At 55.1% G+C, this 13244-nt stretch carries 11 protein-coding genes; 8 read left to right on the top strand and 3 right to left on the bottom strand.

Annotated features, from left to right (window positions below; all coding sequences use genetic code 11):
• Positions 1–2: 2 nt before the first annotated feature.
• From wecB (MEMAR_RS07855) to MEMAR_RS07845, 3 genes are all read left to right on the top strand, one after another.
• Positions 3–1082: a non-hydrolyzing UDP-N-acetylglucosamine 2-epimerase gene (gene wecB / locus MEMAR_RS07855; RefSeq protein WP_011844445.1), complete on the top strand. Its 1080-nt coding sequence runs from the start codon at positions 3–5 to the stop codon at positions 1080–1082.
• 297 nt (positions 1083–1379) lie between these two features.
• Positions 1380–2525, top strand: a complete 1146-nt coding sequence (locus MEMAR_RS07850; RefSeq protein ID WP_245526575.1) for a glycosyltransferase family 4 protein — start codon at positions 1380–1382, stop codon at positions 2523–2525.
• A gap of 133 nt (positions 2526–2658) precedes the next feature.
• Positions 2659–3666, top strand: coding sequence for a glycosyltransferase family 4 protein (locus MEMAR_RS07845; RefSeq protein ID WP_011844443.1), 1008 nt, complete (start codon positions 2659–2661; stop codon positions 3664–3666).
• 94 nt (positions 3667–3760) lie between these two features.
• Here the strand turns inward: MEMAR_RS07845 and MEMAR_RS07840 are convergent, their stop codons facing one another.
• The 3 genes from MEMAR_RS07840 to MEMAR_RS07830 all read right to left on the bottom strand — a co-directional run bounded on the left by MEMAR_RS07840 (position 3761) and on the right by MEMAR_RS07830 (position 7148).
• Positions 3761–4738 carry an NAD(P)H-dependent glycerol-3-phosphate dehydrogenase gene (locus MEMAR_RS07840; protein ID WP_011844442.1) on the bottom strand — a complete coding sequence of 326 codons (978 nt, stop codon included), beginning with the start codon at positions 4736–4738 and terminating at the stop codon, positions 3761–3763.
• Positions 4738–5484, bottom strand: coding sequence for a phosphocholine cytidylyltransferase family protein (locus tag MEMAR_RS12750; protein WP_187147914.1), 747 nt, complete (start codon positions 5482–5484; stop codon positions 4738–4740). The genes MEMAR_RS07840 and MEMAR_RS12750 overlap by 1 nt, the downstream gene beginning before the upstream one ends.
• Before the next feature lie 476 nt (positions 5485–5960).
• Positions 5961–7148 carry a CDP-glycerol glycerophosphotransferase family protein gene (locus MEMAR_RS07830; RefSeq protein ID WP_011844440.1) on the bottom strand — a complete coding sequence of 396 codons (1188 nt, stop codon included), beginning with the start codon at positions 7146–7148 and terminating at the stop codon, positions 5961–5963.
• A 411-nt stretch (positions 7149–7559) separates the two neighbouring features.
• Between MEMAR_RS07830 and MEMAR_RS07825 the strand changes: the two genes are divergently transcribed.
• The 5 genes from MEMAR_RS07825 to wecB (MEMAR_RS07805) all read left to right on the top strand — a co-directional run bounded on the left by MEMAR_RS07825 (position 7560) and on the right by wecB (MEMAR_RS07805) (position 13243).
• Positions 7560–8960 carry a polysaccharide deacetylase family protein gene (locus MEMAR_RS07825; RefSeq protein WP_011844439.1) on the top strand — a complete coding sequence of 467 codons (1401 nt, stop codon included), beginning with the start codon at positions 7560–7562 and terminating at the stop codon, positions 8958–8960.
• The gene (locus tag MEMAR_RS07820) at positions 8957–10108 is read left to right on the top strand and encodes a carboxylate--amine ligase (protein WP_011844438.1); all 1152 of its coding nucleotides are present in this window, start codon (positions 8957–8959) and stop codon (positions 10106–10108) included. Before MEMAR_RS07825 ends, MEMAR_RS07820 begins: the two co-directional genes overlap by 4 nt.
• Entirely contained in the window at positions 10089–10754 is a 666-nt protein-coding gene (locus MEMAR_RS07815) for a PHP domain-containing protein (protein WP_011844437.1), read from the top strand. The genes MEMAR_RS07820 and MEMAR_RS07815 overlap by 20 nt, the downstream gene beginning before the upstream one ends.
• The gene (locus MEMAR_RS07810; protein WP_011844436.1) at positions 10754–11914 is read left to right on the top strand and encodes a glycosyltransferase family 4 protein; all 1161 of its coding nucleotides are present in this window, start codon (positions 10754–10756) and stop codon (positions 11912–11914) included. The genes MEMAR_RS07815 and MEMAR_RS07810 overlap by 1 nt, the downstream gene beginning before the upstream one ends.
• 255 nt (positions 11915–12169) lie before the next feature.
• Positions 12170–13243, top strand: a complete 1074-nt coding sequence (gene wecB, locus MEMAR_RS07805; protein ID WP_011844435.1) for a non-hydrolyzing UDP-N-acetylglucosamine 2-epimerase — start codon at positions 12170–12172, stop codon at positions 13241–13243.
• Position 13244: the final 1 nt, after the last annotated feature.

Here is a 13244-nt window from a genome sequence, read left to right as displayed (position 1 = left end):
CCATGAAAATCGCATCGATCGTCGGCGCCCGGCCCCAGTTCATCAAGTGCGCTCCCGTCTCCCGGGAACTCAGGAACGAGCACGAGGAGATCCTCATCCACACCGGCCAACACTACGACCACGGCATGTCGGAGGTCTTCTTCGAGGAACTCGCTATCCCGAAGCCCGACTACAACCTCGGCATCGGCTCCGGGACCCACGGCCGCCAGACCGGGGCGATGCTCGGGGCGATCGAGGACGTTCTCGAAAAGGAGAAGCCCGATGTCGTCCTGGTCTACGGCGACACGAACTCCACCCTCGCGGGCGCACTTGCGGCCGCGAAACTCCACGTGCCGGTGGCGCACATCGAGGCGGGGCTCCGGAGTTTCGACCGGGGGATGCCCGAGGAGGTGAACCGGGTGCTCACCGATCACGCATCGGACCTCCTCTTCTGCCCGACGGAGACGGCCATTAGGAACCTTGGGGCCGAGGGGATCACGAAGGGCGTCCACCTCGTCGGGGACGTGATGGTCGATGCGATGAACTACAACCGTGGGATCGCGGAAGAACGCTCCCGGATCCTCGAGGACGTCGGGGTCGAACCCGGGGGCTACCTCGTCGTCACCGTCCACCGCCCCTCGAACACCGATGATCGTGAAAACATGGCCGCTATCCTCGGTGCTCTCGCAGAGGCCGGAAAGCCGGCCGTCTTCCCGGTTCATCCCCGGACGAGGAAGTGCCTCGGCGAATACGGGGTCCTTGCGGAGATGCCGGAGAACGTCCGGCTCATCGAGCCGCTCGGCTACCTCGACATGATCCGCCTGATGGCGCACGCGGAAAAGATTCTCACCGACTCGGGCGGTGTCCAGAAGGAGGCCTACATGCTCGGCGTCCCCTGCATCACTCTCCGGGAGAACACCGAATGGGTCGAGACGGTCGAGGCGGGGTGGAACGTGCTCGTGGGGGCGGGACGGGAGAAGATTGTCGATGCTATTCGGCATTTTTCACCCGGATCGAGGCAGAAAGAGATATTTGGGAATGGAAACGCCAGTGTTCTGATCGGGAAGATCCTTGCCCGGTCTCAGTATGCCCGATCTGGATAACAGTGCCCGGCATGTGCCGGGACACGAGTGAACGTTGAGGCTGGTAAACTTACGTTCGAAATTTCGACCATTGCATAACATTTGATTCTTCCCGGCGCATTCACTGTTTTTGCAGCTGACTGGAGTTCTCCTCCGATCCGGGATGCTCCTTATCTGCCCGGTGCCGCCCCACCACGATAAAGTATAAGTCTCCCGAAAGACAGTTGGAGTCGCTTACCCCCCTCATTTGTGCCCGGTGACATCAGGCAAGGTCCCGGGCAGGGAGGCGCAAACGAACTCCGGATTATGCGTATCTGTATGCTCACCACGACCCACCTGCCCCACGACGGGCGGATATTCGAGAAAGAGGCGAAGAGCCTGGCAAAGGAGCACGATGTCACGATCATCGCCCCTTCGGAGAACGGGAGCATCGATGAGAACGGAGGCGTGCAGATCGTCGCCGTCCGGAAACCCCCTTCAAACCTCCTTCACCCGGTGACGCTCTGGAGGGCGTTTCGGGCGTGCCTGAACCAGAAGTGCGACGTCGTCCACTGCCATGAGCCCGATGCCCTCCTCATCGGGGTCCTTACGAAGTTTCTCAAAGGGAAGCGGGTCATTTACGACATCCACGAGCACTGGCCGAGCGAGATCCCGTTCGATCTCGGTATCCCGAACGCGACGGTCCTCACGAGGGTCCTTGAACCCATGCTCTCCCGGGGAGAGATCCTGCTCTCGCGGTTTGCCGATGCAAAGATCGCCGTCAGCGAGAGCGTCGCAGAGCGGTTCGGCCGGAACGGAACGGAGCCTGTGATCATATCCAACTATTCGGTCGCCGGCTCGGTGCCGCCGGCTCCGCAGGCAGGATGCAGCCGCAACGTGGTCTACATGGCCGGAAATATGCAGTTGTTCCACGGCATCAGGGAGTGCATCCAGGCGATGTCGAAGGTGGCTGCAACGGTTCCCGGGGTCACCCTGACCCTCGTCGGGAACATCCGCGAAGATATCGGTGCGATCGTTGCGAAGACGGACCCGAGACCGGAGATCACTCTGACTGGCTACCTCCCTTACCAGGAAATGTACGAAACGCTCCGTAAGGGCAGCATCGCCCTCCTCGTCTTCCAGCCCGACTACTACAATGCATACATCGGCCTCCCGAACAAGCTCTTCGACTACATGCTCTGCGGTCTCCCGGTCGTTGCGAGCGACTTTCCGGAGATCCGGAAGGTGGTGGGGGAGACAGAGTGCGGAATGCTGGTCGACCCGACAGACCCGGATGCGATCGCGGAGGCGATTGTCTACCTGCTCGAGCACCCGGGCGAGGCGCGGAGGATGGGGGAGAATGGGCGGAAGGCGGTTCTTGAGCGGTACAACTGGGGCGAGATGGAGAAGAGGCTGCTCGAGGTATACAGGCAGGTTGAGGAGATGGGAAGGGGCGGTCGGTTCCGCGGCCGCAGAGCGCGATAATTCCGGCCCCGTCTGGTGCTCCTATCTCGCGCAGACGGGATACCCGGTTTATCCCACGAACAGCATCACCCCGCATGGACACGCCTGTTGCAGGGTTGCATGAGCCCGTTTAGCAAAGTCTGGAGGAACTCAAGTGAAGGAGCAAACGAAGATATTCCTGGTATCTCCCTCCCCCTCCACATTCACCGAGCGCGATCTCGAGGCGCTCAGGCGGGAATACCTCGTTCGGGAGGCCGTCATCAGCAACTACCGGGGGGGAAACGGCCTGAAGCGGTCACTCCTGATCACGTTTGAGATACTCCGGGGAGTCCTCTGGGCCGATCTCACCTACTCCTGGTTCGCTCACAACCATTCGTATCTTGCGGTAACGCTGGCAAATCTCCTCGGGAAGAGAACCATCGTCGTCATCGGTGGGTACGAGGTCGCGAGAGAGCCGGAGATCGGCTACGGCGCCCTCCTCAACCAGAAACTTGCAAAGAGGGTGAACTACATCATCCAAAACGCCGATCACATCCTCGCGGTATCGGAGTTCAACAGGCGGGAGATACTGGAACTGGGCGATCACCGTCACGTTGCAGTCGTCTATAACGGGATCGACTGCGCGCAGTTCTCCCCGGGAGAGGAAAAAGACGATCTCGTCATCACGGTATGCCAGATCAGCCAGAGCAACATCGCGCTCAAGGGCCTTGATACGTTCCTCGAAACTGCAAGACACTTTCCGGACCTCCGTTTCGCTGTCATCGGCCGCGACCTTGACGGGAGCATCGAAGACCTGAGACGGGATGCCCCGCCGAACGTCGAGATTATCTCACCCACTTCCCAGGGCGAACTCCTGCAGTGGTACCGCCGGGCAAAGGTCTACTGCCAGCTCTCTTACCGGGAGTCGTTCGGTGTTGCGCTTGCCGAAGCGATGGCCTGCGAGTGCGTCCCCGTGGTGACGGACAGGGGCGCCCTCCCGGAGGTGGTGGGGGACACGGGATTCGTAGTGCCGTACGGGGATGCGGAAGCGACGGCGGCGGGGATATTGGGGGCGTTGCAGTCCGACAGGGGGAAGGCGGCAAGAGCCAGGGTTGAGAAGGAGTTCTCCCTTGAGGGGAGGATGCAAAAAATCCGGAACATCATCGAGGAAAGACCCGTATAATCCCGGGTTTCGATGAGGTTTGACGGAACTGTTCTCCACGATGAAGAGAGCGGTTACTCGACCGTATGGGGATCAGGTTCCTGCTCTTGGTGTTTCAGGGCGCTTTCCTGATGACCCCATCGACCGATTCCCGCACGTTGTTATTCCCGCTCAAAACATCGTAGACGAATCGTGCAATGGGCATATCGATACTGTGGTTCTCGGCCAGTTCAATTATCCCTTTAACAGATCTTGAGCCTTCGAACGTCACGCCGGACTCTAAATAGGGGGTTTTTACGATCTTTTTGCCGACCATCAGCCCCAATGTCCGGTTGCGGCTTTTATCCACGTTGGCGGTCAGGTTGAAATCCCCAAAGCAGCAGAATTTTGTGAATATCCCTTTATCGCGAGAGATCGCCCGTAAAAAGATGCACATCTCCTTGTAGCACATGTTGAGGAAGGTGTAGTGCTCGTTATGGTTGCCGTAAACCGAATCCCACATCCCCGTTCCGATGGCGTATACGTTCTTCAGCACGCCGCATAACTCGACTGCCCTGATATCATCCGAAAAATCCAGGATGAATTCACCGAAAAGATTCGAGATCGTTGCTCTCAGCGATGGATCCCCGCCGGCACCTATCGTAGCGCCGGCAATATGGCCGTAGGCAACCTCATCGGCGAAGGTCGGCCCTGAGAAACAGGCTATGTCCGGGTTGCCCGTTTCATCGCGGATAATTTCGCTCATCGTTTTGAGCGACGGATATTCCAGCCCTTTGGCTACCGTGACGAGGAACTTGCCTGTGAGTTCGTCGTGGGTAGCGTTAACGATAAACCGGACTTCACTTGAGGGCACAGCGATGATTACAGCCTCGCAGTCCGCGAGACCCTGTCTATCGCCCATCAATCTTGCATGTATATTGGGGTTCAGGCGCAGGCCCGGGAAATAACGTTTGTTGCAATTGTCGGTGTTTATCGAATCGACAATCTCCTGTCTCCTCCCGAACACGATCACTTCTCCGACTCTTCTGGATATGCTCTGCGCGACGGCGGTGCCCATGCTTCCGGCGCCGATGACCCCGACTTTCGATATCATCAAAACCGCCCCCGTGCACCGCAGGCTATGCCTGCAATGCTCTCGGCATACCTGAGGTCCCGGATATCGTCGATTTCCGTCCATTTCAGTCCGTTCGTGAACGAGTATGCAAGGTTCCCGCTCTCTGAAAGGGACTGGTAGATGAAGTCGTAGTAGTTATTCGGATCCCCCGAAACCAGGGCATTCAGCAGCCTTTTTGCTTCGCCGATATCCCTGCCGGCGATCTTCGAGATACCGATGAACTCTCCTGTCGCCCGTTCTACCGGGACGGTCTTTCCCATCTCTTCAATCCGGCTGTTTAATATCCTCACTTTGAACGATTCTCCGGTGAGCGGTTTCGTATTGTCGACCGCGATCGCGGTCCGGTTTATCTTCAGTAAATCATCCAAGATGGCGCGATCGTACAGCACATCGCCGTTAAAGATGACAACATCGTCATGAATGCCGGATAGCCCAATCTGGAGAGAGCAGGCCGTATTGGTCGAGAGATATGCGTCATTACGGACCAAACCGAATCGGACATTATACTTCCTCCCCAGTGCCACGCACGCTTCCTGTACCCTCTCTGCCTGGTATCCAACGACGATGGTGATCGTATCCACACCGAATGATACCAGATCCGAGACCGTTCGTTCCAGCAGTGTCCGACTGTCGATAGGAAGCAGACATTTCGGGCCGATCTTCTCGAGATCGATGTCTCTGCCTAGTCTTTGCCCGCGACCTGCTGCCAGGATTATCCCGTTCAAACGAAACACCGACCCGGTTTGTCGAGGGTTACACTCCGTCCGGTTATAAGAAGATTTGGCTGCCAACTGGGTGTCTCAACCTCTCGGGCAGTCGAGGCACTCCCGGAACAGTCTGCAGGCTTCGGGGCTCCCTCGTGCTGAGCGATTAGATGCGGGATTTCTGCCGTGTGGACTGTGTCGTGGTCCGGGATGAGTAAGGCTTTTACCCCGGCAGCATTTTTCACTCGGCAGCCGATTCGGGGAGATCCGTCCAGTAGGTGTATAACCTCCGGGAGGTGCGAGCAACGACGCGTGCCCCAGGGGGGCAGGCGGAGTTCGAGAAAATTGCGCAGCAATTTTCGAACAGTGACGGCCAAAGGGCCGGAGTTTGAGAGGGCCGGAGGCCGTCGGACCGCGAACATCGTGAGCGTGAGCACCGGGGGTGTGAGCGGTGTCTCCCTGCCGGAGGATTTCGGAACGGCTTTTACCGGATCGGATTAATGTTGCTCGATCAGTCTGCAGACTCTTTCAGATGCGAGATCGTCGGTGTACCTGAACAATAACCGTCGGAGCCTGGCCCTCTCCGGCTCCCACCTGTCCGGGCCGGCGAGGGTACTCGTAAGGGCTCCTATCAGTTCATCGACATCGGTCGAGATCTCCCCCGGCGCCCAGTCGCGAAACGGTTCGAGAATAAAGCCTCTCTGCGCCCGATAATCCTCAATGTCGGGCACGTGGAAGACGATTGGCCGGTTCAGGTGAAGGTAGTCGAAGTACACCGACGAGTAATCGGTAACCAGGATGTCGACGGCGTTCAGGAAGTCGTAGATGGTATTACCGGATTTCTGCAGGTCATCGTTTAAGAGTATGTGGATGTGCTCTCCGTTGTACGCCTGAAACGCACCCTCATCGTGAGAGTGAGGCTTGCAGATGAACAGCAGGTTCTCGTCCTTCACGAACCGGCGAAACTTCTCGCTTGCGAGGATCTCTTCCAGAATTTTACGGCTCGCACCGGAATCGTACTCCCGGAAGGTGGGAAGATACAGCAGGTTCCTCTTCCTAACAATATCGTTCCGGTCGAGGATACGGCAGAGTGCGTCTATCCCGGAAGCTCCGGGCCTGTAAAGAGCATCGCACCGGGGCTGCCCGAGGATCAGGACTCTCCCCGGATCGATCAGGAAAGCGGAAGAGAAGATCATCCGCTCGAATTCCGAGGTTGTGATGAGATAGTCCACGGAGTTCGCAAACCCCCGCAGCCTCTGTGCCGCGGAGAGTCTCGCGGCGGCGTTCGGGTAGTCAGTATCGGCAAAGTGCCCGATCGTCTTCAGGGGGAGGCCGTGCCATAGTTCGATGCTGACCTGGTTTCTGGACTTCCAGGCGGGTGTTCCGTGGGTGCTGATGATATACTTTGCCGTCAGCGCGTGGTAGAGGTATTCACGTGAGCGGCGGATGACGTGGTTTGCGGGGGCCGGCGAGTAGACGCACCAAATCAACTGGTAGGTTTCATTGAAGCCCGATTCGAGCATTTTGTCGTAGACGTACTTTGCATTATCGGAGAAGTCGGGTGCTGAGAAGAATAGGATTTTATGGTCATTTTTCGGTATGAACTGCGATAGTGCCGAAACGATGAGTGTGGCAATATCGTAGGCTAGCGATCGAACGTCATTGACGATACTGCGAGGGACCATCAGATCGAGGAAGGTATACTCGCGTTCTCATTGTTTAAGTAAACGGTTGGGGGACAGGGCGATCAGGTGGAACTGGATGGGGTCGCATGGGCGGTTGGCTGCTTGGTGGAGCGTTTGAGGGGTTGTGTGAATGAACTGGGGGGCCGAGGAGGCAGTGTTACCCGGGATAGATGAAGAGGGTGCGTACCGGGTGATTGTGGGATATATTAGTGCATACAGCCGTGAATTGTATCTACTATCATAGTTGATTCAAAAAAATCATAAATTACACCATAATCCCACGAGTTCCGTATTTTGATAAGGTATAAGTTAATGCCTATCAAATTGATTTGTCTGAATCGATCTATTGTGACATATCAGGATGCGGGAAATCTGCAAGAACTGTACATCTCAAACGAGGCATAAAAAGACATGATTGGAGTGCAACATGACGATGAGTATGCAGTTGAGGAAGTGTTTCAGTTACTGAAGGTTCCCTGGGAATGGTATACCCTAACATCCAGGTATGATGTTGTCATAACAAAAACCGGGCATATTCCAGAGACCTGTAACCGAATTGACCTCACCGATAATGACCTGATCAAAAAGATTGCTGATATGCTCAACGAGGGGCTCCCTCGTAACCGCAGGCCGCTCTGCGAAGAGTACCTGGACACGTTGCGCCAGCAGATCAAGCGTTTTTCTCCGCTGATCGAAATTCCGCCAATACCGTGGGGGTACACCTACTCGCTTGCGCTTACGCACGATGTGGATGTCACCTCCGTCAGAGAGCGGTCTCTCCCATCCGTCCTCTATGCGACCTACAACTGCTTCCTTCAACGGAGATTCATTGAGGGAGTCAGGATCGCGCTCGCGAAATTCGGCCTTGGGATGGATCCCTGGGATCTCTTCGAGACCTGGAGAGTGCTTGAGGAGAAGCATCAGGTGAAATCCACGTTCTACTTCCTGCCCCAGAGCGGTCATGCGGGGATCGGCTCCCCGCAGATTCGTGCCGGATACTACTCGATCGAGGATGTTCCGATCGAGGAACTGACCGCCGGCGGCTGGGAAGTGGGGGTTCACGGCATAGATAACTGGATTGATAAAGCCAGTGCCGACGCTGAACGCATGTCGCTTCTGAGGGATGCAAGAGTCCGGGTGGGTACACGGGTGCATTGGCTGCATTTTGATGAAGGCACGTGGCAGATTCTTGATGATGCGGGCTATGATTACGATTCCACGTTCGGATACAACGAAGACGTCGGATTCCGGGCTGGGACGCTGCAAGTTTACCGGCCCCGTGGGGTTGAGAGGCTGTTGGAACTCCCTCTCCACATCCAGGACGTCAGCCTGTTCGGGAGGCACTGCTGGCTTACGACGGAGAGGGGGTGCGAAAGGGCAGACTGCCTGGGTCTGGATGAGGGCGAGGCGTATCAGACCTGCAACGAGATCCTCGATCATGCGTTGCAGTACGGCGGTGTCGTCACGGTTCTCTGGCACAGCGACTGCCTGGCTGCCCCCCGTGACTGGGGTGGCGTGTATACGGGTATAATCAACAGGGCAAAGTCAGACAACGCCTGGATCACCCGTGCAGTCGATATCGTCGACTGGTTCAGGATGCGCCGTAATGCCAATCTGGAATATTCGAAAACCAAAGACGGCTTCAAGATCACGGTTGCAGGCCTTGAGTCGGCCCGGTCGTTGCCGCCGTTGCGCATCCGGGTTCACATCGATCCGGAGCGGGTTCGGCATATTGATGCTGATTACATCTGCGGCGAAGGGTATGTGGATATCAAGTGCGATAGAGAGCGGGTGAGCGTGGTTTTTGTATGAGAGTCCTTATCACCGACGGAAACTTCAAACACACGCTGGCATCAGTCCGGTCCCTGGGGAAGAAGGGAGTCAATGTTACGGTGCTCTCCGATCTGCGCCTGAGTGTATCGCTACACTCAAAGTATTGCTCAAAAGGGATCTTTGCTCCCAACCCGGAGCATGACACCGCTTTTTCGGAGTTTGTGTACGATCTGGTCAAACGGGAGCAGTTCGATGCGATCCTGCCGATCAGTTACGCGGCAGTTGATCAGATCTCCCTGATTCAGGAAAGACTGGAACCCTACATCAAGGTACCCCTACCTGATAGAGCCTCAATCGATCTCGCCGGAAATAAAGACAAAACCATGCAACTTGCCGAGAGTATCGGCATCGCCATTCCAAAGACCTTCTACCCGCAGTCGCTTGAAGATGCAGAGCGGATTGCAGAATCCCTTTCCTATCCGGTGGTGGTGAAAGGGGCTCGAGAGAACGGTAATGTTGGATATGCGAATTCATGCGAGGAACTCATTTCTCAGTACAAAAAAATATCGGCATTCTCGCCGATCGTCCAGGAATATATCACCGGGCGAGGATACGGATTCTTTGCACTCTACAACCATGGGGAGGCAAAGGCTATTTTCATGCACCGGCGGCTACGGGAATACCCGGTCACCGGTGGACCGAGCGCCCTTGCCGAGAGCATCTATGACCCAGTGCTGATGGAACAGGGCCTGAAACTGCTTGACAGCCTGCAATGGCACGGTGTGGCCATGGTCGAGTTCAAGAAGGATGAGCGGACCGGAAGGTATGTGCTGATGGAGATTAACCCGAAATTCTGGGGCTCCCTTGAACTTGCCATTGCATCAGGGGTGGACTTCCCGTACCTGACCTGCAGGATGGCATGTGAGGGGGATATCGAACCGGTTTTTTCCTATAAAACCGGTGTGAAGTTCAGGTGGCTATTCCCCCAGGATATATTCCATGCGGTGACAAATCCGAGAGTCCTGCCGCGTTTCTTCTCCGATTTTGCGGATAGGACTATCCATTACGACATTGACTCTCATGATATCGTGCCGAACATCCTGCAGATCGGCATGACGGTTGGGGAGTTTGCGCTCCGTGTCAAACAGGGGAGATTCTGGAGGCCGCATGGAAGACCTCTACTTTGACTGCCACATCCATTCGAATTACTCGCAAGACTCGTTGATGAGGCCAGGACGGATCCTGAAGCGGGCAAAGGAGGTCGGTTTAACTGGCGTTGCAATAACTGATCATGACACAATCCGGGGTTCTCTCCATGCCAGAAAACTGGAGAAGGAAGTTGGAGTGACTGTTATCCCCGGCGTGGAGATCCTGACCGATTCCGGTGACATCATCGGCCTTTTCGTCAACGAGGAGATCCGTTCCCGCGGCTGGGATGAGGTCATCGAAGAGATCAGAGGACAAGGAGGCGTTGCTGTCCTGCCGCACCCGTATCGATCGCACCTGGATATCCCAAGACTGGCAAAAGCGGTCGATCTCATCGAGGTATGGAACGCACGTTCTACAGCAGAGCAGAACGAGAGGGCGCTGCAACTGGCTGAGGGACTTAAAAAGCCCGGTATATATGGCAGCGACGCGCATACCTATGGTGAGATCGGAAATGTGGGTGCTCTGGTGAACCCCGGAACCTGGGAGGTCAAGAGGGTCCTGCGCTCGGAATTCTCTTCACGTTCTGCGGTAATCCAGTCCCAGGTTCTTCACCACCTGAGGCGACGGGAGTTCCTGCAACTGATACAATCCGGATGGCGGTACCTGTGGAAGATCGTAGACTGATGGTTCTCTCAGACCATTACCTCACGTTTGTCAAGGACCCGGTGGAGTTGCTCGCGGGGAGGTTTATGCATACTGATGTGTATGTCAGGTACCACCCGGCAACCGAGATCTCCAGGGTATTTCCGGTTCCTCGCCTCAAAGCGTTCCGGAAGGATACTCTTATTGATCGAATGAATCTGCCCGAGAACGTGTTTGTCTATCCTATACCTCTCTTCTATCTCCCTTGCGACCATCAGTTCAAAAGGATTGGAGAGCGTTATTATGGCACTATCGAAAATCGACTCCAGGAGTCCAAAGCACATCCTGACATCATTCATGCGCATTTTGTCTGGCCGAACGGTTTTGTAGGTGCGAAGTTGAAGGGGGAGTGTGGGATCCCATTCGTTGTCACCGCGCATGGGTACGATATCTATGATCTGCCATTCCGGGATGCAGAGTGGAAAGAGCGAATCGAAGCGATTCTCAACGCTGCTGAGGTCGTTATTACCGTCAGCAACAGCAACCGAGAATGCATAAAGAAGCTGGACGTGACCACCCCGGTTGAAGTTATTCCGAATGGCTTCAGGCACGATCAATTCCGCCCGATGCAGATGGAGATGTGCAGAAGATCCCTCGGCCTCCCTGTGGAACGAAAGATAATTCTCAGCGTTGGAAATCTGGTGGATGTCAAGGGCCACACGTACCTGATCGATGCAATGTCTGAAGTCGTCCGAAAGAGGAAGGATGTTCTCTGTCTTATTGTCGGCAGGGGCGAATTGAAGCACAGGTTAGAAAAGAAAGTATCGTCGTTGGGCCTTGAACAATACGTGCGCCTTGTCGGAGGTAAACCACATAACGAGATCCCATTATGGATGAACGCGTCGGATATCTTCGTTCTGCCGAGCCTGAGAGAAAGTTTCGGAGTTGTGCAGATAGAGGCGATGGCCTGTGGGAAACCCGTTGTTGCCACGAGAAATGGCGGGAGTGAGGAGATCGTAACTCCGGATGATACCGGTCTGCTCTGTGCTGCTGAAGATCCACGGAGTCTTGCGGAAAGTATCGTCAGAGCGCTCGACATGCCGTGGGATGCCGAGGCGATTACAAATGGCACTGGGTTCTATTCGTGGGAGGCAGTCGGAAACAAGTTTTTACAGATCTACAGCAGTGTCATTAAACATTAGAGGGTAGTCATCGTTGGTCCGCAATATAAGAACAGATAGCCCTTATCTAACCAAGGGGACGCCCAGGTGAGACTGGCAAAAACCATATTTGCGCCCAGGCTCTTTGCAAGCCAGATGGTGAATCGCATATTTGCGTAAGCACCACTAACGCCAGAGGATTTAGGTATGTTCTCATCCTGTGTTGATGATGACGCACCAAAGTGTTGAGGAATGCATATAACCATCCCTGTGCCAAATTTACATGAAAGTGACGATATGATTGCTATTGTTCTTGGAACTCGGCCTGAGATTATCAAGATGAGTCCGATAATCAGGCTGCTGAGAGATAATCAGGAGGATTACCTCCTTATTCATTCCGGCCAGCACTACTCTTACGATATGGACAAAATATTTTTCGAAGAACTGGAGTTACCCGTACCGGAGTTTTACCTTGATGTCGGTTCGGGAAACCATGGTGAACAGACCGCAAGGATTCTGACTGGAATTGAGAGAGTACTTATGCAGGAGAGGCCGGACACCGTATTGGTCCAGGGGGACACAAATACTGTTTTCGCCGGAGCACTGGCAGCGGTAAAACTGCATATCGATGTCGGGCATGTGGAGGCCGGACTCAGGAGCCATGACCGGCGGATGCCTGAAGAGATTAACAGGGTCCTCACCGATCATATCTCAGAATACCTCTTCGCCCCAACCCAGGAATCAAGAAACAACGCTGTTCTGGAGGGTATCCCTTCTGATAAGATCTACGTAACCGGGAACACCATCGTTGACGCGGTACAGCAGAACCTCCGGATAGCAGAAGATCGGCGAGGGTTTCTCGACGAATACGGCCTCAAAACCCGGGGATATTTCTTGGTAACCGCCCATCGACAGGAGAATGTCGATGACAAATTCAGGCTACGTAACCTTCTCAAAGCCTTGGAGATACTTCGTGATGAATACTCAATGCCGGTTGTCTTCCCTATACACCCGAGAACAAGGAGGAGAATAGAGGAGTATCAACTCAATGTATCGCCGGATATCACACTCATTCCGCCTACCGGCTTTCTGGAGTTCTTAGTCCTTGAGGGAAATGCACGATTGGTCCTGACCGATTCCGGGGGCGTTCAGGAAGAGACCTGTATCTTACGGGTACCCTGCGTTACCTTGCGGGAGAATACTGAGAGGCCAGAGACAATAGAAGTTGGCTCGAATATCCTTACAGGTATAACTCCAGGGGAGATCGTGCAGGCGGTCGGGACCATGCTTGAAGAAGAGACTAACTGGACGAATCCCTTCGGGGATGGGCGTGCTGCACAAAAGATTGTCGATAGTATTCATACCCGATGAC

The sequence above is a fragment of the Methanoculleus marisnigri JR1 genome, from assembly GCF_000015825.1.
GTDB lineage: Archaea > Halobacteriota > Methanomicrobia > Methanomicrobiales > Methanoculleaceae > Methanoculleus > Methanoculleus marisnigri.
This window is presented reverse-complemented; position numbering and strand designations above follow the sequence as displayed.

Coding starts and splice junctions, on each gene's coding strand:
- MEMAR_RS07840 (WP_011844442.1), bottom strand. CDS start 4,738: ATGATATCGAAAGTCGGGGTCATCGGCGCCGGAAGCATGGGCACCGCC.
- MEMAR_RS07810 (WP_011844436.1), top strand. CDS start 10,754: ATGGTTCTCTCAGACCATTACCTCACGTTTGTCAAGGACCCGGTGGAG.
- MEMAR_RS07850 (WP_245526575.1), top strand. CDS start 1,380: ATGCTCACCACGACCCACCTGCCCCACGACGGGCGGATATTCGAGAAA.
- wecB (WP_011844435.1), top strand. CDS start 12,170: ATGATTGCTATTGTTCTTGGAACTCGGCCTGAGATTATCAAGATGAGT.
- MEMAR_RS07825 (WP_011844439.1), top strand. CDS start 7,560: ATGATTGGAGTGCAACATGACGATGAGTATGCAGTTGAGGAAGTGTTT.
- MEMAR_RS07815 (WP_011844437.1), top strand. CDS start 10,089: ATGGAAGACCTCTACTTTGACTGCCACATCCATTCGAATTACTCGCAA.
- wecB (WP_011844445.1), top strand. CDS start 3: ATGAAAATCGCATCGATCGTCGGCGCCCGGCCCCAGTTCATCAAGTGC.
- MEMAR_RS07820 (WP_011844438.1), top strand. CDS start 8,957: ATGAGAGTCCTTATCACCGACGGAAACTTCAAACACACGCTGGCATCA.
- MEMAR_RS07830 (WP_011844440.1), bottom strand. CDS start 7,148: ATGGTCCCTCGCAGTATCGTCAATGACGTTCGATCGCTAGCCTACGAT.